The sequence below is a fragment of the Actinoplanes sp. OR16 genome, assembly GCF_004001265.1.
Classification (GTDB): Bacteria; Actinomycetota; Actinomycetes; order Mycobacteriales; family Micromonosporaceae; genus Actinoplanes.
In genome coordinates this window covers 5,626,931-5,651,101 of record NZ_AP019371.1, presented here as the reverse complement: position 1 = coordinate 5,651,101, position 24,171 = coordinate 5,626,931, and the positions used below count along the sequence as shown (strand labels likewise).

The following is a 24,171-nucleotide window of genomic DNA, read 5'->3' as shown; positions in this document are numbered from 1 at the left end:
ATTTTTTGGGCACAGCGTCGATCGTCACAGTGAGAGTGGCCCGGACGAGCGTGGGAGACTTTGCGGAATGAGCCAGGCAGCAGCATCGCGTCGCCGTGCCGGTCCGTCGAAGGGTGACCTCCGCGAGGCAGCGATCCTGCGGGTGGCCCGGCGCATCTTCAGCGAGCGGCCGTACGAGTCGGTCACCATCGACGACCTGGCTCGCAGCGCCGGCATCTCCCGGACCAGCTTCTACTTCTACTTCCCCACCAAGCCGGCAGTGCTGACGGCGCTGATGACGCAGCTCTCCGACGACTTCGCCGCCTCGCACGTGTGGTTCGACAGCGACGGCCCGGCGCCGGACCGGCTCCGCGAGCAGTTGCACACCGCCGCGCTGCTGTGGCGGGAGAACGCCGGCCTGCTCAACTGCTCGGCCGCCGCCGCCACCTCCAACGACGAGCTGCGCGGTCTGCTGGCGAAGGCCAAGGCGCGGTACGACTCCCGTGCCGCCGAGAAGATCGCCCGCGACCAGGCAGCGGGTTCCGCCACGACGGCGATCGCCGCGAACCGCCTCGCCGAGATGGTCTCCGCCCTGCGCGACTCGCGGTACAGCAGGCTCGCGCACGCCACCGACGACGAGGTCCAGCAGGCCGTCGACGACCTTCTGGTGGCCATTCAGCGGCTGGTCTACGACCCGGTCTGACGATCAGCGCGAAATCCGGCCACCAGAATCCGTTATGCGCCCGGCCACCGGATAGTCGGCCCGCAATTATCGGCGCGCGATGAGACCGAAACGCGCGTTGGAGCCGAATTAAGAATCCATACGTCCTGCTCAGATGCCCATCTGGACGACCGCAACTTCCGGGGTGCTACCGGAATCTCGGAATCCATGTCAGCATCCTGCATTGAAGTGAGTCACTTCTATTTCCGGCTCGTGATCCCCCTATGACGAGCCGAGAAAGGACACCTCGTGGCAATGACATCCCCGATCCCCTCTACCGGCGTCCCACGGCGGCGATCGTTCGCGACGCGCTTGCTCATCACGGGCGCCGTCGCCGCCGTCGGGGCGTTCGGCGCGCTGACGGCGATGCCCGACGCCGATGCCGCGGCGAGCACGCTCGGCGCGGCGGCCCAGCAATCCGGCCGGTACTTCGGCACCGCGATCGCCGCGAGCCGGCTGAGCAACTCGACGTACAGCACCATCGCTGGTCGTGAGTTCGACATGATCACGGCCGAGAACGAGATGAAGCCGGACGCCACGCAGCCCCAGCGCGGTCAGTTCACCTTCAGCGCCGGCGACCAGATCTACAACTGGGCGACCCAGCGCGGCTTGAAGGTCCGCGGCCACACCCTCGCCTGGCACGCGCAGCAGCCCGGCTGGATGCAGAGCCTCAGCGGCAGCAGCCTGCGCCAGGCCATGATCGATCACATCAACGGCGTGATGGGCCACTACAAGGGCAAGCTCGCCGCGTGGGACGTCGTCAACGAGGCCTTCAACGAGGACGGCAGCCGCCGGTCGTCGAACCTGCAGGGCACCGGCAACGACTGGATCGAGGTGGCGTTCCGCACCGCGCGCAACGCCGACCCGTCGGTCAAGCTCTGCTACAACGACTACAACATCGAGAACTGGTCGTACGGGAAGACGCAGGGCGTCTACAACATGATCCGGGACTTCAAGGCCCGTGGCGTGCCGATCGACTGCGTGGGCCTGCAGACCCACTTCACCGGTGGCAGCTCACTGCCGGGCAACTTCCAGACGACGCTGTCGAGTTTCGCGGCGCTCGGCGTGGACGTGGCGCTGACCGAGGTGGACGTGACGAACGCGTCGACCACCCAGTACGCCGGGCTCACCCAGGCCTGCCTCAACGTGCCGCGGTGCATCGGCATCACGGTGTGGGGCGTCCGGGACAGCGACTCGTGGCGGGCGAGCGAGAACCCGCTGCTGTTCGACGGCAACGGCAACAAGAAGGCCGCCTACACGTCGGTGCTCAACGCCCTCAACGGCGCCACTCCGAACCCGTCGCAGAGCGGCAGCGCGAGCCCCAGCCCGAGCTCCAGTTCAACCCCGCCCGCTGGGCAGGGCCGGATCGTCGGCAGCCAGTCGGGCCGGTGCGTCGACGTGCCGAACGCGTCGCAGAACAACGGCACGCGGGTGCAGCTCTACGACTGCAACGGGCAGGCCAATCAGCAGTGGACGCTCACGTCCAGCAGGCAATTGACCGTGTACGGCACGCGCTGCCTGGACGCCGCCGGTTCCGCAAACGGCTCGGCCGTGCAGATCTACACCTGTAACGGCCAGGCCAACCAGCAGTGGAACGTCAACGCCAACGGCACCATCACCGGCGTCCAGTCCGGGCGCTGCCTGGACGTGTGGGGCACCGGCAACGGTCAGCAGGTGCAGATCTACGACTGCAACGGGCAGGCCAACCAGCGGTTCAGCCTGAGCTGACGGTTCACCGTGAGCGCCGGACCTACTTCCCGAGTCCGGCGCTCACGGTGACGAACGCGTGGGCGGGTAGGTGCACCCGCAACGTGCCGCCGGTCAGTGACACCCCGTCGTACGGCCGGGGCGCCACCGCCGACGGCGCCTGCGGGGTGTTGTGGTCCTGTGGCGCACCGGCCGTGAGGATCAGGGCTTCGGGTTGCCCGGCGGTGCCGCCCCGCAGGTCGATCGCCACGTCGGCGGCCGCTTCGGCGTCGAGGTTGGACAGCGAGACGAGCAGCCGGCCGTCCTTGCGGCTGGCCGACATCGAGACCGTGGTCAGCGTCGTGTCACCGACCGGCCGGGACGGCGGTGCGGTACGCGGATCCACCCGCAGCGACGTCGCGTCCTGGTGTCCGCGGTTCATCGCGAAGACGTGGTAGGTCGGGGTCAGCACCATCGCGTCCGAGTCCGGATCAGTGAGGACCATGGCCTGGAGCACATTGACGGTCTGCGCGATGTTGGCCATCACGAGACGGTCGGCGTACCGATGAAAGACGTCGAAATGCACGCTCGCCACGAGCGCGTCGCGCAGGGTGTTCTGCTGGTACAGGAAGCCCGGGTTCGTGCCCGGCTCGACGTCGAACCAGGTGCCCCACTCGTCCAGGACCAGCCCGACGCTCTTCCCCGGGTCGTAGCAGTCCATCACGGCGGCGTGCCCGGCGATCAACTCCTCGATGCGGGCCGCGGCCACCATCGTCGCGTAGAACTCGCCGGTGCCGAAGTCCGTCGCCGAACCCTTCTCGTCCCAGCTGGGCCCGGTGATCGTGTAGTGGTGCAGGGACAGCGCGTGGTACATCGTGCTGGTGATCCGCCGGCAGCCGAGGTGGGCGAGCTGCTTCATCAGCGTCTCGGTCCACGCGTAGTCCTCGCCGTTCGCGCCCGCGGCGATCTTGTAGAGCTGATTGTCGCCGTAGTCGCGGCAGTAGGTCCCGTACTGGCGGGCCTGGTGCGCGTAGTGCTCGGCGGTCATGTTGCCGCCGCAGCCCCACGCCTCGTTGCCCAGGCCCCAGAACCGGACCCGCCACGGCTCCTCGCGGCCGTTCGCGGCGCGCAGCCGCGCCATCGGCGAGTCGCCGCCGCGGGTCAGGTACTCGACCCACTCGCTCATCTCCCGGACCGTCCCGGAGCCGACGTTGCCGCTGATGTACGGCTCGGCGCCGAGCAGCTCACACAGGGCCATGAACTCGTGCGTGCCGAAGTGGTTGTTCTCCTCGACCCCACCCCAGTGCGTGTTGACCATGACCGGCCGCCGGTCGCGCGGCCCGATGCCGTCCTGCCAGTGGTACTCGTCGGCGAAGCAGCCGCCCGGCCAGCGCAGATTCGGGATGCCCAGGGCGCGCAGCGCGTCGACGACGTCCAGCCGGATGCCGCCCTCGTTCGGGATGGCCGAGTCCTCACCGACGTAGAAGCCGCCGTAGACGCAGCGGCCCAGGTGCTCGGCGAAGTGACCGTAGAGGTGCCGGCTGATGCGCGGCCCGCCGAGGTCGAGGTTGATGACGGCTTCGAGGGTCATCCGCTGCCTTTCCGGGACATCGTCCGGAAGTTTCGGATCCGGCTGAGCCCCACTGATTTCGAACGTGTTGCCATCCTGGCGCACCACACCTTGACATGTCCATAAATCGCTCTCTAACTTGAGCCGCATCTTCCGGATCACTTCCGAAACTTTCGCTACCGAGAGGTGGGCATCACATGTTCCCCAGGAGAACCCTCGCCGCAGCCGCCGCGATGGCGCTCGCGGTCACCGGCCTGTCCGCCTGTAGCAGCGATGACGACGGCGGCTCAGACGCCGGCGGCAACGTCGAGATGCAGTTCTGGCACAACGCCACGACCGGTCCGGGTAAGGCCTTCTGGGAGAAGACGGTCGCCGACTTCCAGACCGCCCACCCGACCGTGAAGATCAAGATTCAGCAGGTGCAGAACGAGGATCTGGACGGCAAGCTGCAGACCGCGCTGAACTCGGGTTCGGCGCCGGACATCTTCCTGCAGCGCGGTGGCGGCAAGATGGCCGCGATGGTCGAGGCCGGTCAGCTCAAGGACATCACCGCCGACATCACCGCCGAGACGAAGGCGGCGGTCGGGGAGGCCGTTCTCGGGACGGGGCAGGTCGACGGCAAGGCTTACGCCGTACCGGTCTCGATCCTGCCTGGTGGTCTCTGGTATTCGAAGGACGTCTTCGCGAAGGCCGGGGTCACCACGACGCCGACCACGATCGAGGAGTTCAACCAGGCGGTGGGCAAGCTCAAGGCCAACGGCACGCCGGTCGCGCTCGGCGCCAAGGACGCCTGGCCGGCCGCCCACTGGTACTACTTCTTCGCGCTGCGCGCCTGCAGCAAGGCCTCGCTCGACGCGGCCGCCAAGAGCAAGGACTTCACCGACGCCTGCTGGACCAAGGCCGGCGAGGACCTCAAGGCGTTCGCCGACACGAAACCGTTCAACGACGGCTTCCTGACCACGTCGGCGCAGCAGGGCGCGGGCAGCTCGGCCGGCCTGGTGGCGAACTACAAGGCGAGCATGGAACTGATGGGCGCCTGGGACCCGGGTGTCATCGCGTCGCTGACCAAGGACGCCAAGCCGCTGCCCGACCTGGGCTACTTCCCGTTCCCGGCGGTGCCGGGCGGCCAGGGCGACCCGGCCGCGATCATGGGTGGCGCGGACGGCTACTCCTGCTCGGCCCAGGCGCCGAAGGAGTGCGCGGACTTCCTCAACTACATCCTGACCAAGGACGTGCAGGAGGGGTACTACAAGGCGTTCAACGCGCTGCCGGTGAGCAAGGAGGCGCAGGGCGCGGTCACCGAGGACTACCTCAAGGCGGTGCTCGACGCGTACAACAAGGCGCCGTACGTCTCGCAGTGGCTGGACACCATCTACGGGCAGAACGTGGGTAACGCGCTGAACGTCGGCGTGGTGAACCTGCTGGCCGGCAAGGGCGACGTCGCCGGGATCATCCAGGCCGTGAACGACGCGGCCAAGAAGGGCTGACCGTGACGGTCACCGAGGTGCGGACCGGTGGTGGCGTGCGGACGCCGCCGCCGGTCCGGCCCCGCCGGCGAGGGATCGGCTGGGCCCAGCGGCTGGAGATCGTGGCGCTGTCCGGCCCGGCGATCCTGGTCTTCATCGGCTTCGTGATCGTCCCGGTCGCGATGGCCGCCTACTACGGGTTCTACCGGTGGAAGGGCTTCGGCCCGCCGACCGACTTCGTCGGCCTGGACAACTACGTCACGATCCTGCAGGATCCCGCCTTCCATGAGGCGCTGATCCACAACGGGCAGATCGTCGTGCTGTCGCTGATCATCCAGGGCCCGATCGCGGTCGGTCTGGCGCTGCTGCTCAACCAGCGGATGCGCGGCCGGTCGCTGATCCGGGTGCTGATCTTCGTCCCGTACGTGATCGCCGAGGTCATCGCCGGGACGGCCTGGGCGCTGCTGCTGCAGAGCGACGGCGCGGTGAACGGCGTCCTGCGCTCGGTCGGTCTCGACGGCCTGGCCCAGGACTGGCTGTCCAACCCGGACCTGGCCATCTGGACCCTGATGATGATCCTCACCTGGAAGTACATCGGGTTCGCGGTGATCCTGTTCCTGGCCGGGATGCAGAACATCCCGGAGGAGCTGAGCGAGGCGGCCGCGATGGACGGCGCCACCTACTGGCAGACGCAGTGGCGGATCACGCTGCCACTGCTCGGGCCGACCATCCGGATCTGGGCGTTCCTGTCGATCATCGGCGCGCTGCAGCTGTTCGACCTGGTCTACATCATCTGGGGGCAGTACGTCGCCTCGACCGCCGGCACCTCGACCATGGCGACGTACATGGTCACCGAGGGCCGCAACGCCGCCAACTACGGCTACGGCAACGCGGTCGCCGTCGTCCTCTTCACCATCTCCATGATCATCGCACTGGTGTACCAGCGGTTCGTGCTGCGCCGGGACACCGAGGGACACGCATGAGACATTCCCGCTACTTCGTCGCGCTGGTGCTGATCGGCGTCATGCTCGGGCCGGTCTTCTACATCATCATCGGCGGCTTCCGGACCAACTCGCAGATCACCGTCGACCCCGCCGGCCTTCCCGACCCGTGGGTCATCGGCAACTACACCGACGTGCTGACCGGCGACGTCTTCTGGCGGCAGGTCGGCAACTCGACGATCGTGGCGGTCGCCACGACCCTCGGTGTCGTCGCGCTCGGGGTGATGGCCAGTTACGTTCTGGCGCGCTACCGATTCAAGGGCAGGGCCGCCATGTACGCCCTGTTCGCCGCCGGTCTGATGTTCCCGGCAACGGTCGCGATCACCCCGTTGTACATCCTGATCAAGAATCTCGGGCTGGTGAACACGCTCCCCGGCGTCATCCTCCCGCAGATCGCCTTCGGACTGCCCACGACGGTCATCATCCTGGTGCCGTTCCTGCGCGCCATCCCCCGGGAGCTCGAGGAGGCCGCCGCGATCGACCGGTGCAGCCGGCTCGGCTTCTTCTGGCGGATGGTGTTGCCGTTGTCCGTGCCGGGACTGATCACGGTCGGCATCCTGGCGTTCGTGAACAGCTGGAACAGCTACCTGTTGCCGTTGTTCATCCTCAATGACCAGGATGGGTTCACCCTGCCGCTGGGGGTGCAGGCGTTCTCCTCGCAATATTCGGTGGACACCGCCAAGGTGCTCGCGTTCACCTCACTGTCGATGATTCCCGCGCTGGTGTTCTTCAGCCTCTTCGAACGCCGCATCGTCGGTGGCCTCACCGGCGCCGTCAAAGGATGAAAGGTTCACACGCCATGACATCGCTGCTGCACGTGGCGACCACGGGGAACGACGACGCCGACGGTTCGGCGCAGCGGCCGTTCCGGACCATCAACCGGGCCGCCGCGCTCGCCCGGCCCGGCGACACGGTGATCGTGCACGCCGGGGAGTACCGGGAATGGGTGACTCCGCGCCGCGGCGGCCTGAGCGACAACCGCCGCATCACCTATCAGGCGGCCGAGGGCGAGCACGTCGTCATCAAGGGCTCCGAGCGGATCACCGACTGGGAGCCGGACGGCGGCACGGTGTGGAAGGCGACGGTGCCCAACACGCTGTTCGGCGACTTCAACCCGTTCGCCGAGGAGCTCGCCGGGGACTGGGTCGTCTACGGCAAGCACCTCGGCGACGTCTACCTCAACGGGCTCAGCTTCTACGAGGCCGCCTCGCGTGCCGAGGTCTCCGATCCGGAGAAGCGCACCGAGATGACCGACGACTGGACCGGTGCGACCACCCGCGTCCGCAACCCGGAACAGACGCTGCTGGTCTGGTACGCCGAGGTCGGCACCGAGGCGACCACGATCTGGGCGAACTTCCAGGGCGCCGACCCGAACGCCGAGGTGGTCGAGATCAACGTCCGCCGCTCGGTCTTCTACCCGCTCGTGCCGCACCTGGACTACATCACCGTCCGCGGCTTCGAGCTGGCTCAGGCGGCCACCCCGTGGACGCCGCCCACCGCCGACCAGCCGGGCCTCATCGGGCCGAACTGGGCCAAGGGCTGGATCATCGAGGACAACGTCATCCACGACGCGAAGTGCTCGGCGATCTCGATCGGCAAGGAGGCGTCGACCGGGCACAACTACGCCACCGAGCGCGGCGACAAGCCCGGCTACCAATATCAGCTGGAGTCGGTCTTCGCGGCCCGGCAGATCGGCTGGGACCGCGAGCACATCGGCTCGCACGTGATCCGCCGCAACACCATCTTCGACTGCGGGCAGAACGGCATCGTCGGGCACCTCGGCTGCGTCTTCTCCACCATCGAGGACAACCACATCTACAACATCGCCCTCAAGCGGGAGTTCTACGGATACGAGATCGGCGGCATCAAGCTGCACGCCGCCATCGACGTCGAGATCCGGCACAACCGCATCCACGACTGCTCGCTGGGCACCTGGCTGGACTGGCAGACGCAGGGCACCCGGGTCTCCCGCAACATCTACCACGACAACAACCGGGACCTGTTCGTCGAGGTCAGCCACGGCCCGTACCTCGTGGAGCACAACATCCTCGCCTCGCCGGTGTCGCTGGAGGTGTGGAGTCAGGGCGGGGCGTTCGTGAACAACCTGCTCTGCGGGACCGTGTGGCTGATGCCGGTGATGGACCGGGCCACGCCGTACCACCTGCCGCACAGCACGCAGGTCGCCGGCTACGCGTTCATCGTCGGCGGCGACGACCGGTGGATCGGCAACCTCTTCGTGGGCGGGGACCCGGCCACGGCGTACGGGGCGTCGGTCCCGGAGGGCAACGAGCCGGCGCACGCGGGCCTGGCCGGCTACGACGCCTACCCGGCGTCCTTCGACGAATACCTCCAGCGCATCGAGGAGCAGCCGCCCGGCGATCACCAGCGGTTCCTCACCGTCAAGCAGGCCGTGTACGCGCGGAACAACGTCTACGCGGCCGGGGCACGCCCGTTCGCCGGCGAGCGCGCCGCCCTGGTCCTGTCCGACGCGTCGGCGGCGGTCGTCGCGGACGGCGACGAGGTCTACCTGGTGACCGACCTGCCTGCCGGTTTCGCCGACGCCGCGATCACCCCGGTCGGCGGGCGCGATCTCGAACGGGTCCGGTTCGCCGACGCCGAGTTCGAGGAGCTCGACGGCACGCCGGCGGTCGTCGCCACCGACCTGACCGGCGCCGGCAAGGAGCCCTCCTCGGCCTATCCGGCCGGTCCGCTCGCCGGTCTGGGCGCGGGGAGCAGCCGCACCCGCATCTGGTGATCCATTTGCGCATGTCGATACACTCGGGCGATGCGTGACGGGGAGGTGACGCGGCGCCGGTTCCTTCAGTCGGTCGGTGTCAGCGGCGGGGCGGGCGCGCTCTTCGCAACCATGGGCGCGCTCGGCCTCGCGCCGGCGCGAGCGGCCACCCCGCCGTTCCACCCACCGCAGCCCTCCGACTTCCGGCTCACCGGCCGGGCCGCCCGGAAGGTGGTCGTCCTCGGCGCCGGCATCGCCGGGCTGACCTGCGCCTACGAGCTGGGCAAGGCCGGCTACGACTGCACCGTGCTGGAGGCGCGCGACATCGCCGGCGGCCGCAACCTCACGGTTCGCGGCGGCACGGCGCTGACCGATCTCGACGGGCACACCCAGCGGGCCGCGTTCTCACCGGGCACCTACTTCAACGCCGGTCCGGCCCGCATCGCCCAGTGGATGGTCACCCTCGACTACTGCCGGGAACTGGGCGTGCCGATCCAGCCGTTCGTCAACGCCAACGCGGACGCGCTGATCTACAACGAGGCCGCCGGTCCCCCGGTCCGGTTCCGGACCGCGAAGGCCGACCTCTACGGGTACGTCGCCGAACTGCTCGCCAAGGCCACCGACCAGGGCGCGCTGGACGGGCAGCTGACCGCCGAGGACAAGGAACGGCTGCTGGCCTTCGTGGAGGACTTCGGCGACATCGGGCCCGCCCACGAGTACACCGGATCCAGCCGGCGCGGCTTCCTCTCGTACCCCGGGGCGGGCGAGGACGCCGGCACGCCGCTGCCCGGGCCGCCGTCGCTGTCCGACGTCCTCGCCAGCGAGGTGGGCCGCTACCTCAGCTTCGACTCCGCGTACGACCAGGCGATGATGATGTTCCAGCCGGTCGGCGGGATGGACCGGATCGTGAGCGCCCTCGCCACGGCGGCCGGGCGGCACCGGATCCGGCTCGGCGCCCAGGTCCTCACCGTGACCGGCCGCGCCGAGGACGTGGTCGTCACCTACCGGCAGGGTGGTCGCGAGCACGCCGTCACCGCCGACTACTGCATCGCCGCGCTGCCGCCGCACCTCATGTCGAGGATTCCGCACAACTTCGCCGCCGACGTGGCCGCCGCGCTCGCCGCGTTCGTCCCGTTCGGAGCCGGCAAGATCGGCATGGAGTACCGCAGCCGCTGGTGGGAGACCGACCTGCGGATCTACGGCGGGGCGACGCAGACCGACCTGGACATCACGCAGGTCTGGTACCCGTCGTACGACTTCCACGCTCGCCGCGGTCTGGTCGTCGGGTACTACAACTTCGGCGCGGAGGCCGACGCCTACGCCGCGCTGACCCCGGCCGCGCGGCTCACCCGGGCGGTCGAGCAGGGCGTGAAGATCCACGGCGAGAAGTACCGCTCCGAACTCACCTCCGGCTTCTCGGTGGCCTGGCAGCGCATGCCGCATCTGGCGGGTGCCTGGGCGTATCCGTGGTCGTCGTTCCGGCCGCTGCTGCAACCGGCCGGCCGGGTCTACTTCGCCGGGGACTGGCTCAGTCAGGCGGTCGCCTGGCAGCACGGCGCCTTCCTGTCCGCCCGCGCCGCCGTCACCGCCCTCCACCAGCGGGTGTTGACCTCCTGACATCGTGGTGATGCGGCATTATGTCCGGTATGACACGCCGGTGGCTGTTCGCCGACCAGTTGGGCCCGCACTTCCTCGACTCCCCCGACCAGCCGGTCCTGCTCGTCGAGTCGAAGGCCGTGTTCCGCCGCCGGGTCTTCCACCGCCAGAAAGCCCACCTCGTGCTCTCGGCTCTGCGCCATCTCGCCGCCGATGACGATCGATGTTCTCTGGTACGGGCGGAGACCTACGCGGAGGCCGTCACCGAACCCGTGACCGTCTGCCATCCGACCTCCCGGGCCGCCCGTGCCCTGGTGAGACGTCTCCCCGGCGTGGAGATGCTGCCGCCGCGCGGTTTCGTCACCGCTCCGCAGGACTTCGTGGCGTGGGCGCAGGGACGCGATCACCTGCGGCTGGAGGACTTCTACCGGCACGCCCGGCGTCACCACGACGTCCTCATGGACGGTGCCGAACCGGCCGGCGGACGCTGGAACTTCGACGCCGACAACCGGGAGCCGCCGCCCGCCGCCCTGCACATCCCAGCACCGCCGCCCATCGTCGAGGACGAGATCGATGAGCGGGTACGCGCGGACCTCGACCGGTGGGAACGTGACGACGGGATCCGGTTCGCCGGCCGGGACGGGCCGCGGCTGTTCCCGGCCACCCGGGTGGAGGCGCTCGCCCGGCTCGACCACTTCGTGGAGCACCGCCTGCCACTGTTCGGCCCCTATGAGGACGCCATGCTGGCCGGGAATCCGTTCATGGCGCACAGCATGCTCAGCGCATCGATCAACCTGGGACTCCTCGATCCGGTGGAGGTGATCGAACGGGCGGAGGACGCGTACCGCAGCAAAGGTGTTGATCTCCGCTGCGTGGAAGGCTTCGTCCGGCAGATCCTCGGCTGGCGGGACTTCATCTGGCATCTGTACTGGTACTTCGAACCGGGTTATCGCGCCTCGAACTCCCTCGGCGCCGGTGAATCCCTGCCCGCGTGGTTCGCCGGCCTGGACGCCGACGCGGTGTCGGCGCGCTGCCTCTCCGACGTGCTCGCCGGTGTCCGCGACCACGGCTGGGTGCACCACATCCCGCGCCTGATGGTGCTCGGCAACTACGCGATGCAGCGGGGCTGGCAGCCGGGTGCGCTCGCCGACTGGTTCCACCGCTCGTTCGTCGACGGCTACGAGTGGGTGATGACCGCCAACGTGATCGGCATGAGCCAGTTCGCCGACGCCGGCCGGATGAGCACGAAGCCGTACGCGGCCGGCGGCGCCTACATCAACCGGATGAGCGACTACTGCGGTGGCTGCCGCTACAACCCGAAGATCCGCCTCGGCGACGACGCCTGCCCCTACACGGCCGGCTACTGGAGTTTCCTGGCCCGCCACGAACAGGACCTGGCCGGCAACCACCGCATGCGCCGGCCGCTGCATGGCCTGGGCCGCCTGTCCGACCTGGAAGCCGTGATCGAGCAGGAGGAATCCCGCGGGTCCCGAGCCCCGTGACGGCGTCTCACATGGCCGGCGTGTTCGTGAGCGCAGCACCGCGCGAACGCAGAACCTCCAGCAGCCGCGCCTGCTCGGCCGCACTCAGCTCGCCGGTCGGCATACCGGACGTCCGGATCTTACGGTCGCCGGCTTCGTGATGCGACACCAGAATCTGCCCGCGCGCCCGCCGCACCGCCGTGATCGCCGACCAGGGCAGCGTGCTCGCCGAGAAGCCATGGACGGTGTGCACACCCGCGACGTCGATCCGGAAGGCGATCACCCCTCCGATCTTGTGAGCATCCCTCGCCACGATCTGCTGCGGCACCACGAACATCAGACACGCCACTCCGAGAACGCCGCCGCCGAGAACGGGCACCGCCCAGCCACCCGGATCACCGGCCAGGTACAGCAGAGCGGCGACAACCAGCGCGGCAACTCCGGCCCCCACGGCGAACGGGAGGAAGGAACGCCGCAGCAAAGCCGTCACCAGCTTCGGGTCCGTCCGGGCTTGAAAGGTCAGCTCCCCCGCATCTTCCATGCGCGCATCATAGAGACGATCTTGGTTGCCCCCTCCGAGCAGGTCGAGGACGAACACCGGAATGACGGCGGAGGCCCTCTCGTCCCACATTGCCGCCACCATTCCCCCAGAAAATAGAATGCTCCCGCTCCGCGATTTCCGTTTCGGCGCGGCAACTCTCCATTGTGCGATCCTGAGCCGCTTCCCCCTCAATCGAATAATCTGCTCGATGTTGATATCGAGTCCGGGATCGGCGCCGAATGCGCGCTCAGGATCGAGGCCCGGGTCTAGCTCACGGTCCGGGTCTCGCTCAGGATCGAGGCCCGGGTCTCGCTCACCGCCGATGTCACGCTCAGGAGCGAGGCCCGGGTCTCGGTCACCGTCGAAGTCACGCTCAGCATCAAGGCCCGAGTCTCGCTCCCGGTCCGGGTTTCGCTCAGGATCGAGGCCGGGCGCGAGGTCGGGGCCAGCCGCCAGCTCGGAGCTAGCCACGAGGTCGGAGCCAGCCGCCAGCTCGGAGCTAGCCACGAGGTCGGAGCCAGCCGCCAGGTCGGGGCCAGCCACGAGGTCGGGGCCAGCCACGAGGTCGGGGGCGCTGCGCTGCATGCACGCTTGCCGGCCCTCGGCCTCGCGCAACTGCCGGAGCCGCCGGGCGTGGCGTTGCGTCAAGCCCCACGCGCGGTGACGCTCATGCTCGCGACGGAACTCCTCGGCCTCCGGCGAATAATGGCGACGCAGCGTCCGATCCCGCAAATGCGATGTGGGAAATAGTGCCAGCTGCGCCATACCCCAATTGTCCCCACCGGAACCGGAATCAACGAGGACCGGCGCCCGGATTTCATATCAAGAAATCATCCGGATCCGACTGGATGATCGGGATATACGGACTCTTGAGCGGATCGGCGGTGGTGGCTCAGGATCAACCCGGGGAATCAGGATCGTGGGAGGGATCGGCCGTCGGGGAGGGTGCGGGCGCTGAGGAGGGCGACCACCTCGGTCCGGCCGTCGCCGAGGTCGCTGAAGGTGGTGCTGGTGTGCATGCCCTCCCAGCCCCAGAAGCCGGCCGGCTCGGCGGGGTCGGTGAGGCAGTGCCAGACCAGCTCCGCGGGGCACGGAAGATCCGCCGGTGGACGAGAGTGATCCTCCTGCAGGGCGGGTCTGCCGGTGCCGGCCACGGCTGACCCGACCGGCTCTCTCCAGGACCCGGATGTGCTGGGAGACGGCCTGCATCGTCGTGTCGTACCGCTCGGCCAGGTCTTTGACCGTCGTCTCGCCGGGTGCGGTCGCCGAGCGCGTCAACTTGTTGAAAGGGCTTTGCTACGGTCGGATCATGTCGGGCAGCGCATTGATCATGTACGAGACCAGCAGTGACGGCATCACCCTGCGCGCGGCGCTGGCCGGTGAGCTGGACCTCGCGGACGCCGACGAGGTCCGGGACAACCTCGCGGCGGCGGCGCAGGCGTCGACGTGCCAGTTCCTGCAGGTGGACTGCTCCCGGGTGACGCTGATCGACTCGTACGCCCTGGGCGCCCTGATCAGCGCCCGCAACACCGCGGCGGCGACAGGCGTGCGGCTGACACTCGTCAACCCGTCGCCGCCGGTGGCGAAGGCCGTCCAGGTGACCGGCCTGTCGGCGGCCTTCGGCTTAGAGGCCGGAACCCGCTGAGACGATCAGGTTGCTGCCCGGCAGCGCCTCCGAGGAGGAGACCGCCGCGGCCCAGTCGGCGGTGGACGCCACTGCGGCCAGGTTCGAGTGCAGCAGCGTCATCAGGAGCTCGTGGACCTGCTGCGCGGTGAAGCTGCCCTGCTCGTTGGAGAGGTTGATCGCCCCGGTGGCGTCGTTGAGCACCTCGACGGCGAAGCCGAGCGGCTCGGCCGACGCGGCGGAGGCGAGCACGCAGTTGTTGGTCATGTAGCCGACCAGCGTGACGGTGTCGACGCCGAGCCCGCGCAGCCGGTCGGCGAGGCCGGTGCCTTCGAAGACGCTCGAGTAGTTCTTCACCACGGGCTCACCAAAAGCCACCTCGTCGAGCAGCTGCCAGCCGGTGGATCCGGCCGCGAAGATCGGCGAGCCGGCGGGCGCCTCGTGCTGGACGATCACGACGGGGATCCCGGTCCGGCCGGCGATGCCGGCGGCCTCCACGATGTTGGCGAGGCTCTTGTCGCGGGGCGGGTACTCGATGCGCAGCGGCCGATCGTCGAAGTACTCCCGCTGCACGTCGACGATCACCAGGGCACGGTTCGGTGTGGTCATGCTCCCACTCTCGGCCCGAGACGGACGGTAGCGTGAGTGGCAGAGAAGCCGCCTACCGATGGAATCGAGACAACGTGCGGATCGCGGTGCACGCCTTCCCGGGGGTGACCATGTTCCATCTCGCCACGCCGCTGCTGGTCTTCGGCGAGATCGGCTGGCAGACCGTCGTGTGGAGCCGGGATGCCGAGCGGGTGATCACCGCCGAGGGGGTGCAGCTGAGCCTGCTGGCCGGCGCCGAGGCCGTCGACGGCGCGGACATCCTGGTCCTGCCGTCCTGGCCGGGCCGGCTGCCCGCGCCGGACGCGGAGTTCGCCGCGCTGATCCGGGACGCGCACGCCCGCGGGACCGTGATCGTCGGGCTCTGCCTCGGCGCCTACCCGGTCGTGGCCAGCGGCATCCTGGACGGGCGCACCGCGGCCACCCACTGGGCCGCCACCCGGCGGCTCGCCGACGACCATCCGGCGGTGACCGTCGACGAGTCGGCGCTCTACATCGATCACGGCGACGTGCTCACCTCGGCGGGCACGGCATCCGGGCTCGACGCCTGCCTTCACCTCGTACGCCGGCGGCTCGGCGCGGCGACCGCCGCCACGATCGCCCGGCACCTGGTGATCGCCCCGCATCGGGAGGGCGACCAGGCGCAGTACATCGAGACGCCGCTGCCACCCGCCGACGACAGCGATCCGATCGGGCGGGCCACCACCTGGGCGCTCGCCAACCTGGGCCGGCCGGTGCATGTCGAGCAGCTCGCCGAACAGGCCCGGATGAGCCCGCGCAACTTCTCCCGGCACTTCCGGCGCAGCACCGGGACGACACCGGCGCACTGGCTGCTCTCCCGGCGTCTGGATCACGCCCGCACGCTGCTGGAGACCACGGCGCTGCCGGTCGAGCAGGTCGCCGCGGAGTCCGGGTTCGCCAGTGTGGTGACGTTCCGGCAGCGGTTCGCGGCGGCGTACGCGACGACGCCCAGCTCCTACCGCCGCCGATTCGCCTGATCCTGGAACAGTGCGACGGCGAATCCGCCCGTCCAGCGAGATGCACAGTGGACGATCGGCTGAATCGGCCGGTGGCGGGCGCCTGTCAGCATCAGGGGCAGCCGAGACGCGACCGGCGGGGTAAGGGCTGCCGTCGCGGCACGGCATCCGGCGTCGCCTTGTGGACGGGCGCGCAACGGGGTACGGGGCCTGGTCTCGACCAGGCCCCGTAGCGTCACCGCAGCGGCGTCATTTGCCGGCCCCGGCCGTCAGCCCGCTCTGGATCTGCCGCTGGAAGACGGCGTAGACGATCAGGACCGGCAGGATCGAGATCGTCAGCGCCGCGAACATCGGCCCCCACGATGCCTGATATCCGGCTTGGGTGCTGATCTGCGCGATGCCCTGGGTGAGCACCCACTTGTCCGGATCCTGGATCAGGATGAGCGGGAACATGTACTGGTTCCACTGACCGAGGATGTTGAAGATCGTGACGCTGACCAGGGCCGGCTTCGCCATCGGCATCATGATCTGGAAGAACGTGCGGGTGTGCGAGGCGCCGTCCATCGCGGCCGCCTCGGCGATCTCACCGGGCAGTGTCTTGAAGAAGGCGGCCAGGAAGAAGACGGTGAACGACAGCGACTGACCGATGTAGACCAGCATGAGCCCGAGGTGCGAGTTGAGCAGCCCGAGCCGCTCGACGACGAAGAAGAGCGGGACGAGCGCGACCACACCCGGGATGCTGAGGCCCATCACGAAGTAGGCGTAGATCAGCCGGTTGCCGCGGAAGGGGTACCGCGCCAGCACGTACGCCGCCATCGAGCCGAAGAGCATGGTCCCGGCGACACCGCCGGCCACCACGACGACGCTGTTGAGCATGTAGGTGCCGATGTGCGCCTGCTGCCACGCCTGCGCCCAGTTCTCCCAGCGCAGGCTGCCCGGCAGCGCCATGGGAGCGCCGAACAGCTCGGTGTTGTTCTTGAACGAGCCGAGCACGGTGTAGACGATCGGAATGATCACCGCGAGTGCCCAGGCGCCGAGTGACAGGTGCGCGAGCACGGCGAAGATCCGGTTCCCGGCCGGGCGGGCGGTCCTGGTGACCGGCACGGCGAGGGTGGAGGTCTGCACAGCCATTGTCGGAGGACCTCTCAGTACTCGAGCTGCTCGCGCCGGGTGACACGCATGGTCAACGCCGCGAACGTCATGATGATGAAGAAGAGCACCACGGCGGCGGCCGACGCCTGGCCGAACTGGTACTCGTTGAACGCCTTGCCGTAGACCTGCACCGGCACCATCGTGGTCGCGCCATCAGGACCGCCGTTGTTCACCGACAGCACTTTGACCAGCACGAACGCATCCAGCGCCGCCATACCCAGAAAGACCCAGGCGGTTTGTACGGTGTCCCGCACCATCGGCACGATGATCGAGAAGAACAGGCGTACCCGGCCGGCGCCGTCGAGCGACGCCGCTTCCACGACTTCGGCGGGGATCCCGGCCATCGCCGCCGAGAAGAGCACGAAGTAGAAGCCGACACCAGCCCACACCATCACCGCGATGATCGACCAGAGCGCGATGGACGGATCGATGAGGAAGCCGATCGGGTCGACGCCGAACGGTGCGAGCAGCCCGTTGACGATGCCGGCGTCGTCCGGGCGGAACACCGACTGGAACAGCACGCCGACGATGGCGACCGAGAGCACCTGCGGGAAGAAGAAGACGACCCGGTAGAAGGCGGAGCCGCGCAGGCCGTGCAACCGGCCGCCCTCGCGCCGGCCGCCGATGTTGACGAGGAACGCGAAGTACATCGCCAGGACGATCGTGGTGAGCGGCACGACCAGCAGCAGCACACCGTGGTTGCGCATGGCCTTCCAGAACAGCTCGGACTGGAAGACCCGGGCGAAGTTGTCGAAGCCGACGTAGTTCGCCGTCGCGCTGACACCCCGCCAGTCGGTGAACGCGATCTGGAAGGACTGCGCGGACGGCAGCACCATGAAGACCGTGTAGAGGACCAGCGGGATGATCAGGAAACCGCCGATGAACCGAAGCCTGCCGTGCCGCATCGGGTGCCGCCTTACTGCCGCTGGAACTTGGTGATCGAGGAGTCCGCGCGTACCTCGTCGGCCACCTTCTGCATGGTGTCGGCGAACGCGTCGGGGGTCAGCCGGCCGAACATCAAACCATTCGTGGCCTCCTTGATCGCGTCGGCCATCGGCTTGTACCAGCCCATGAACTTCCAGGTGAAGGTATCCGCGCCGGCCGCGGTGAGAGCGTCGGCGGCGCTGCGGGTGCCGGCACTGAGCTCGACGCCGTCGGTGGCGTCGCGGACCACCGTCAGCTGACTGGTGACGCCGAGGTGCCCGGCGGCGCTCTGCCGGGAGAGCATCCGGCGCAGGTATTCCAGGGCGGCGGCGGTGTTCTTGCCCTTCGCGGCCACGAAGAACGCGCCGGTCGGTGTGGCTCGCAGCGCGGCGGCGGGCAGCTTGTCGGCGGGGCTGAGTGATGGGGTGGCGATCATCGCGTACTCGAAGCCGGGCGGGATGTCCTTGGTCATCTCACCTTCGAGCCACGACCCGCAGGGGTAGAAGGCGAGCTTGCCCTGGGTCTGCAGCAACTGGACCTCGGTGTGCTGCAGACCCTCGTTGCTTCTGGCGACGTACTTGGCGCCGATCTCAGCCCAGGCCGTCAGCGCCTGTTTCACCGCGTCGGCCCGCCACGCCCCCTCGGCGAGGTTGTCGATGTTCCGGACGACGTCGAGGCCGCCCGCCTTGATCGCTGAGGAGAGGATCGCGGTGGTGCAGTAGTCCGGAGCGGTCTTGCCGGCGAAGCCGAACGGCTGAAGTCCCGCCGCCTTGGCCTTCTCCAGCACCGCCAGGAAATCCGCCCAGGTCGCCGGTGCCGCCCAGCCGTTCTTCGCGAAGAGCTTCCGGTCGTACCAGAGGCCCTGGGGTCCTGTGGTGTAAGGGACGACTCGCGGGACGCCGTTGTAGGTGGCGGCCTCGAGGGTTCCTGTGAGCAGGGTGTCCTTGAGCGGCACGGCGGGGTCGTCGACGGACGGCGCGTCGAACAGCGGCGTCAGGTCGAGCACCTGCTCCTGGGATATCAGCGCGTTGATGTCCATCTGGCCGGCGCCGGTGTTGTCGACGAAGTCCGGTGGCGTGCCGCCGACGAACCGCGGCTGCAGCACCTGGGTCTGGCTCTCGGTGCCGGTGTAGGTGAGCTGGAGCTGCGGGAACGCCGCCTTGATGGCCGGGTTGTGCACCTTCTCGTAGGACACCGCGACCGCGCCGCCGCTGAAGCCGACGACCTCCAGGGTGGAGTCGGCGACGACGCCGAACGGGTTCTCCGGGGTCTTCTCGGCGGTGCCGCCGGTGGCGCCGGTCGACTCGCCGCCGCCACCACCGATCGCGCAACCTCCGAGAACGGCGACGGACGGAACGGCCGCGAGGCCCGCTATGACGCGGCGGCGGGAGATCCGACTTGACATCTCACTCCTTGCAGTGGGGCTGGGGAAGCGGTGCCGCTGAAGGTAAACGGTTACTCAACAGAAGGTCAAGAGTCTTCCTTTATTGACTGTGAGCGCTCGTCGCCCCTACCGTCCTGTCGTAGTAAACGGTTACTTCTGTTTCTTCGAAAGGCGGTCGCGTGTCCGCGCAGATCCACGAATCGATCCCGTCCACCCCGGCTGCGCCCGCCACCCCGCGGGCCGTGCTCGCGATGGCGGCCGACGTGGCGGATCTGGTCTTCCCCTCCGGTACCCGGGATCGCCTGAATCACCTGGTCAGCCTGCACGCCGCGGTCGCCGACGACCTCTCCGAGCCTGCCCTGCGCGGTGCCGTCACGGACGCCGATCTGCTGATCACCGGCTGGGGATGCCCGCCACTCGACGACGCGCTGCTGGACGCGGCACCCCGGCTGCGGGCGATCCTGCACGCGGCCGGCAGCGTCAAGGAGGCGGGCATTCCCGCGAGCGTCTGGCAGCGCGGGATCGCCGTGTCGTCCGCCGCCGAAGCGAATGTCCACCCGGTCGTCCAGTTCACCATCGCCGCCGTCCTGCTGGCCGGGAAACGGGCGTTCGGGCTGGCCCGCACCTATGCCGCCGGCGGCTTCCGGTCCTACCCGTCGAACGCGCGGACCGGCAACCGCTCCCGCGTGGTCGGCGTCGTCGGCGCGTCCCGGATCGGCCGCGCGGTGATCACCGAGCTGTGCCGGCAGGGCTTCTCCGTGCTGGTGGCCGACCCCTACCTGACCGCGGCCGGCGCGGACCGGCTCGGCGCCCGCCTGGCCGGCCTGGACCACCTGGTCAGCACCGCCGACGTGGTCACCCTGCACGCACCGGAGCTGCCGGAGACACGCGGGATGATCGACGACCGGCGGCTGGCGCTGATGCGTGACGGCGCCGTCCTGATCAACACGGCACGCGGGCCGCTCGTGGACAGCGACGCGCTGGCCCGGCACTGCGCGGCCGGGCGGATCGACGCGGTCCTCGACGTCACCAGCCCGGAACCACTGCCGGCCGGACACCCCCTCTTCGCCCTGCCGAACGTCTTCATCACCCCGCACATCGCCGGCGCGCTCGGCGACGAGATCGGCGCCCTCGGCGACTTCGTCGTGGAGGAGGCCGCGCGCTGGCTGCGCGGCGAGCCGCTGCGCGGGCTGGTCACCGCCGCGGACCTCGCCCGGATGGCCTGATTTCCCCTTCCCCAGGAGGTCTCATGTCCCTGTCCCGCCGCACGGTCCTGCTCGGCGCCACCGCCGGCGCCGGCCTGACCCTTCTCCCTGCCCCCGCCCTGGCCGACCCCAGCCCGGCCGGATCCGCCGACGAGTTCGCCGCGCTGCGTGCCACCTGGCGCGGGCTGCTCCTCGGCGACGGCTTCGACCCCGCGGCCGAACCGTTCGCCACCAAGCTCGCCGCCCTCGGCAGAACCGCTTCCGGGTACGCGGCGAGCATGTCGCCGGCCGCCGGCTCGCTCTGGCCGGACGCCGTCTGGGCCGACCCGGAACCCGATCTGGACACCGAGTCCTACACGTTCAGCTCCAAGATCCAGACCAGCTTCCAGCGGCTCTACGCCATGGCCGAGGCGTGGGCGCAACCCGGTACCGGCGTCACCGGCGACGCCGCCCTGGCCACCGCCGTCGTCACCGGCCTGGACCACCTGTACGCACGGATCTACCACGAGGGCCAAGCCCGGTACGGCAACTGGTACAACTGGCAGATCGGCGGCCCGCAGGGACTGCTCGACACCGCCGTGCTCGTCTACGACCTGCTCACTCCGGAGCAGATCGCGGCGTACTGCCGGGCGGTCGACCACTTCGTGCCGGACTCGGCGGTCGCGGCGTACACCGGCACGTCGACCGGCGCCAACCGCATCGATCTGTGCCGGGTCCTGGCCGTGCGCGGCATCCTCGGCGGGTCAGCGGCGAAGGTCGCGCTCGCCTCCAGCGCCATCGCCCCGGTCTTCCCGTACGTGACGACCGGCGACGGCCTCTACGCCGACGGGTCGATCATCCAGCACACCTGGGTTCCGTACACCGGGTCGTACGGCGCGGTCCTGCTCGACGGGCTGAGCCGGCTGCTCGCCCTGCTCAGCGGCTCGACCTGGGCGGTCAGTAGCCCGGACAAGCAGATCATCTTCGACGCGGTGGAGGCCGCGTACGCGCCGTTCATCCACAACGGGCTCTGCATGGACGGGGTCTCCGGCCGGGCCGTCGCGCGTGGCCTGGCGCCCGGCGGCGCAAACGGCCAGAACGACGACCATCTGCGCGGGCACGCCATCATGGCGTCGATCGTGGCGCTCGGCCGGGCCGCGAGCGACACCGAGAACGCCCGATGGCGAGCCCTGGTGAAGGGCTGGGTCAAACGGGCCTACTACCGCTCCCCCGCCACCGACATGCAGCTCTCGGTCGCGAAACTCGCGCTGATCAACGCGGTGGTGGCCGACCCGGCGGTCCCGGACGGCCGGCACGGCGACGCCAGCCTGCTCTTCCCCGCCATGGACCGCGTCGTGCACCGCCGTGCCGAGTGGGTCGCTGCGGTGTCGATGGCGTCGCGGCGGATCACCTACTTCGAGAACGGCAACGGGGAGAACCTGCGCGGCTTCCACACCGGATCCGGGATGCTGTACTGGTGGGGCGACGACTACGCCAACGACCAGTACTCGGACCGGTTCTGGCCGACCGTCGACCCGTACCGGCTGCCCGGCACCACCACCTCGGCGAAACGTCTCGCCGACGGCGAAGGCGGCATCTGGGGCGTGGCCCGGCCGGCCGCCGACTTCGCCGGTGGCGCCGGTGACGGCGTCTACAGCGCCGCCGGCCAGCACCTGCTCGGGTTGTCCTCGACGCTGACGGCCCGCAAATCCTGGTTCTTCCTCGACGACGCCGTCATCTGCCTCGGCTCGGGCATCACCGCCACCGACGGCGCGGCGATCGAGACGATCGTGGAGAACCGGCACCTCGGCGTGGACGGCACGAACGTCCTCACCGTGGACGGGCGAGTGCTGACCGGTGACGCGACGATCGCCGGCGCACGCTGGGCACATCTGGCCGGGCATGCCGGGTACGTCTTCCCGGACCGTGCCGCCCTCACCGCGCTGCGGACCGAGCGCACCGGCGCCTGGCGGGACATCAACTCCGCCACCGGCAGCGCCACCGCGTTCAGCAGCCGCTTCGTCACCCTGCTGATCGACCACGGGACCGCGCCGGTCGACGCCGGCTACTCCTACGTCCTGCTGCCGGGCGCGTCGAAGGTGTCCACCGGACTGCGCTCGGCGTCGGTGCGGGCCTGGCTGACCGATGCGGTCCACACGCCGCGGATCCACGGTGTCCGGGTGCCGCTGCGCGGGTTCACCGGGGCGATCTTCTGGGAGGCGGGCTCGTTCGGCGGGCTGTCCGCGGACGCGCCGGCGGCCGTGACGGTCCGCGAACGGCACGACGGCACCGCGACCATCTCGGTCAGCGACCCCACCCGGCTCACCGACACGATCACGGTGACCTGGCGTCGGCGGGTGCGGTCGGTGCGGTCGGCCCCCGCGACCCTGACCGGAACCGAGGCCGGCTCCTCGTTGCGGCTGACCTTCTCCGGCCTGATCGCGGCGGGTGGCCGCAGCCAGACCGCCGTCGTCACGCTCTAGGGGGTTCGCAGGTGGGGGCGCACGGAATCACGGACCACGATGTGCGTGCCGAGCATCGTGCGGGCCGGCGCCTCCCCCTCCCCGCGGATCGCCTGGCGCACCGCGGCCCGGCCCAGCTCGAGGGCCGGGATGTGCACGGTGGTCAGCCCGAGCTCGGCCGCCATCGGATCGTCGTTGTATCCGACCAGCGAGATGTCGCCGGGCACCCGCAGCCCGTTCTCCCGCAGCGCCTGCCACGCGCCGGCGGCCACCGAATCGTCACCGGCGAAGACCGCGGTGAAGTCGGGCGGCCCGGCGGCGAGCCGATCGCGCATCATCCGGTACCCGGCGGGCCGGCCGAACCCACCCGGCACCTCCAGCCCCGGATCGACCGGCACCCGGTGGTCGGCGAGCGCCCGCCGGTAACCGTCGACCCGGGCGTCCGCCGTGGTGCCGCCGGGGCTGCTGCCGAGGAAGAGGATCCGCTGATGGCCGGCCGACAGCAGATGACTGGTGATCGCGTAGGCGCCGCCGGCGTTGTCGTACTCCGAGCTCAGCGCCGGCGTGTCCGGGCCGAGCGGCGGCCGGCCGCACAGCACCAGCCGGGCACCGGCGGCGTCGAGCGCGTGAGCGTATTGACTCATCCGGGCGCGATAGTCGTCGGATTGCACCACGCTGCCGACCAGGATGACCGCGTCGGCGCGCTGCTCGCGCATGAGCTTCACGATGGCGAGCTCACGGGCCGGGTCGCCGCCGGTGGTGCAGATGAGGCAGAGCCGGCCGTCCTCGGCGGCCTGCTCCTCGGCACCCTGAGCGACGTGGGCGTAGAACGGCGCGGTCACCGCGTCGACGACGACGGCCACCATCTTGGCGCTGATTCCGGCCAGGGCGCGGGCGTGCACGTTCACCACGTAGTCGAGGTCGCGGACGGCCCGCATCACCTTGGCCCGGGTCGCCGGCGCGGTCGGATAGTTGTCGGCCAGCACCCGGGAGACGGTCGCCACCGACACTCCGGCACGCGCGGCGACGTCGCGGATGGTGACGCGTTCACCGTCAGATCTGCGTGCCATCAACTGATCCCCG

General features: G+C 69.5%; 20 protein-coding genes and 1 pseudogene. 12 read left to right on the top strand and 9 right to left on the bottom strand.

Going from position 1 to position 24,171, the window contains the following annotated elements; translation table 11 throughout:
* Window positions 1-67: 67 nt before the first annotated feature.
* On the top strand, window positions 68-682 hold the full coding sequence (locus EP757_RS25670; RefSeq protein WP_127550146.1) for a TetR/AcrR family transcriptional regulator: 615 nt from the start codon (window positions 68-70) through the stop codon (window positions 680-682).
* A 273-nt stretch (window positions 683-955) separates the two neighbouring features.
* Window positions 956-2,428 (top strand): endo-1,4-beta-xylanase, encoded by a 1,473-nt coding sequence (locus EP757_RS25665; RefSeq protein WP_127554435.1) that lies wholly within the window; start codon window positions 956-958, stop codon window positions 2,426-2,428.
* Between the two features lie 22 nt (window positions 2,429-2,450).
* Here EP757_RS25665 and EP757_RS25660 read toward each other — a convergent pair whose 3' ends face one another.
* The gene (locus EP757_RS25660; protein ID WP_127550145.1) at window positions 2,451-3,977 is read right to left on the bottom strand and encodes an alpha-N-arabinofuranosidase; all 1,527 of its coding nucleotides are present in this window, start codon (window positions 3,975-3,977) and stop codon (window positions 2,451-2,453) included.
* 176 nt (window positions 3,978-4,153) lie between these two features.
* On the opposite strand from EP757_RS25660, the gene EP757_RS25655 reads away from it, so the two are divergent.
* The 6 genes from EP757_RS25655 to EP757_RS25630 are packed head-to-tail and all read left to right on the top strand — an operon-like array spanning window position 4,154 to window position 12,255.
* On the top strand, window positions 4,154-5,443 hold the full coding sequence (locus EP757_RS25655) for an ABC transporter substrate-binding protein (RefSeq protein ID WP_127550143.1): 1,290 nt from the start codon (window positions 4,154-4,156) through the stop codon (window positions 5,441-5,443).
* A gap of 2 nt (window positions 5,444-5,445) precedes the next feature.
* A complete protein-coding gene (locus EP757_RS25650) occupies window positions 5,446-6,405 on the top strand; it encodes a carbohydrate ABC transporter permease (protein ID WP_127550141.1) in 960 nt (319 codons plus the stop codon).
* Window positions 6,402-7,208, top strand: coding sequence for a carbohydrate ABC transporter permease (locus EP757_RS25645; protein WP_127550140.1), 807 nt, complete (start codon window positions 6,402-6,404; stop codon window positions 7,206-7,208). The genes EP757_RS25650 and EP757_RS25645 overlap by 4 nt, the downstream gene beginning before the upstream one ends.
* 14 nt (window positions 7,209-7,222) lie before the next feature.
* Entirely contained in the window at window positions 7,223-9,178 is a 1,956-nt protein-coding gene (locus EP757_RS25640) for a right-handed parallel beta-helix repeat-containing protein (RefSeq protein WP_127550138.1), read from the top strand.
* A 30-nt stretch (window positions 9,179-9,208) separates the two neighbouring features.
* Entirely contained in the window at window positions 9,209-10,774 is a 1,566-nt protein-coding gene (locus EP757_RS25635; RefSeq protein ID WP_127550136.1) for an FAD-dependent oxidoreductase, read from the top strand.
* Window positions 10,775-10,803: 29 nt separating this feature from the next.
* Window positions 10,804-12,255: a cryptochrome/photolyase family protein gene (locus EP757_RS25630; RefSeq protein WP_127550134.1), complete on the top strand. Its 1,452-nt coding sequence runs from the start codon at window positions 10,804-10,806 to the stop codon at window positions 12,253-12,255.
* A gap of 7 nt (window positions 12,256-12,262) precedes the next feature.
* Here EP757_RS25630 and EP757_RS25625 read toward each other — a convergent pair whose 3' ends face one another.
* The 3 genes and pseudogenes from EP757_RS25625 to EP757_RS44840 all read right to left on the bottom strand — a co-directional run.
* Complete coding sequence (locus EP757_RS25625) at window positions 12,263-13,540, bottom strand: hypothetical protein (protein WP_127550132.1); 1,278 nt, start codon at window positions 13,538-13,540, stop codon at window positions 12,263-12,265.
* Between the two features lie 146 nt (window positions 13,541-13,686).
* Complete coding sequence (locus tag EP757_RS44050; protein ID WP_174262318.1) at window positions 13,687-13,929, bottom strand: hypothetical protein; 243 nt, start codon at window positions 13,927-13,929, stop codon at window positions 13,687-13,689.
* Between the two features lie 22 nt (window positions 13,930-13,951).
* Window positions 13,952-14,053 (bottom strand): annotated as a pseudogene (locus tag EP757_RS44840) (hypothetical protein); the annotation flags it as partial.
* A gap of 31 nt (window positions 14,054-14,084) precedes the next feature.
* Here EP757_RS44840 and EP757_RS25615 point away from each other — a divergent pair.
* A complete protein-coding gene (locus tag EP757_RS25615) occupies window positions 14,085-14,420 on the top strand; it encodes an STAS domain-containing protein (RefSeq protein WP_127550128.1) in 336 nt (111 codons plus the stop codon).
* Here the strand turns inward: EP757_RS25615 and EP757_RS25610 are convergent.
* The gene (locus EP757_RS25610; protein ID WP_127550126.1) at window positions 14,400-15,008 is read right to left on the bottom strand and encodes an isochorismatase family protein; all 609 of its coding nucleotides are present in this window, start codon (window positions 15,006-15,008) and stop codon (window positions 14,400-14,402) included. The two genes, EP757_RS25615 and EP757_RS25610, sit on opposite strands and share 21 nt — an antisense overlap.
* A gap of 32 nt (window positions 15,009-15,040) precedes the next feature.
* On the opposite strand from EP757_RS25610, the gene EP757_RS25605 reads away from it, so the two are divergent.
* Window positions 15,041-16,003 (top strand): GlxA family transcriptional regulator, encoded by a 963-nt coding sequence (locus tag EP757_RS25605; protein ID WP_232050000.1) that lies wholly within the window; start codon window positions 15,041-15,043, stop codon window positions 16,001-16,003.
* A 228-nt stretch (window positions 16,004-16,231) separates the two neighbouring features.
* On the opposite strand, the gene EP757_RS25600 is transcribed toward EP757_RS25605, so the two are convergent.
* The 3 genes from EP757_RS25600 to ngcE are packed head-to-tail and all read right to left on the bottom strand — an operon-like array spanning window position 16,232 to window position 19,463.
* Window positions 16,232-17,113 (bottom strand): carbohydrate ABC transporter permease, encoded by an 882-nt coding sequence (locus tag EP757_RS25600; protein ID WP_127550124.1) that lies wholly within the window; start codon window positions 17,111-17,113, stop codon window positions 16,232-16,234.
* A gap of 14 nt (window positions 17,114-17,127) precedes the next feature.
* Window positions 17,128-18,039, bottom strand: coding sequence for a carbohydrate ABC transporter permease (locus EP757_RS25595; RefSeq protein ID WP_127550122.1), 912 nt, complete (start codon window positions 18,037-18,039; stop codon window positions 17,128-17,130).
* 11 nt (window positions 18,040-18,050) lie between these two features.
* Window positions 18,051-19,463 (bottom strand): N-acetylglucosamine/diacetylchitobiose ABC transporter substrate-binding protein, encoded by a 1,413-nt coding sequence (gene ngcE / locus EP757_RS25590; protein ID WP_127550120.1) that lies wholly within the window; start codon window positions 19,461-19,463, stop codon window positions 18,051-18,053.
* Between the two features lie 158 nt (window positions 19,464-19,621).
* Between ngcE and EP757_RS25585 the strand changes: the two genes are divergently transcribed.
* Both EP757_RS25585 and EP757_RS25580 read left to right on the top strand, forming a co-directional pair.
* Complete coding sequence (locus EP757_RS25585) at window positions 19,622-20,668, top strand: hydroxyacid dehydrogenase (RefSeq protein ID WP_197725377.1); 1,047 nt, start codon at window positions 19,622-19,624, stop codon at window positions 20,666-20,668.
* Window positions 20,669-20,691: 23 nt separating this feature from the next.
* Complete coding sequence (locus EP757_RS25580) at window positions 20,692-23,109, top strand: polysaccharide lyase 8 family protein (RefSeq protein WP_127550118.1); 2,418 nt, start codon at window positions 20,692-20,694, stop codon at window positions 23,107-23,109.
* Here the strand turns inward: EP757_RS25580 and EP757_RS25575 are convergent.
* Window positions 23,106-24,158 carry a LacI family DNA-binding transcriptional regulator gene (locus EP757_RS25575; protein ID WP_127550116.1) on the bottom strand — a complete coding sequence of 351 codons (1,053 nt, stop codon included), beginning with the start codon at window positions 24,156-24,158 and terminating at the stop codon, window positions 23,106-23,108. The genes EP757_RS25580 and EP757_RS25575 overlap by 4 nt on opposite strands.
* Window positions 24,159-24,171 lie beyond the last annotated feature (13 nt).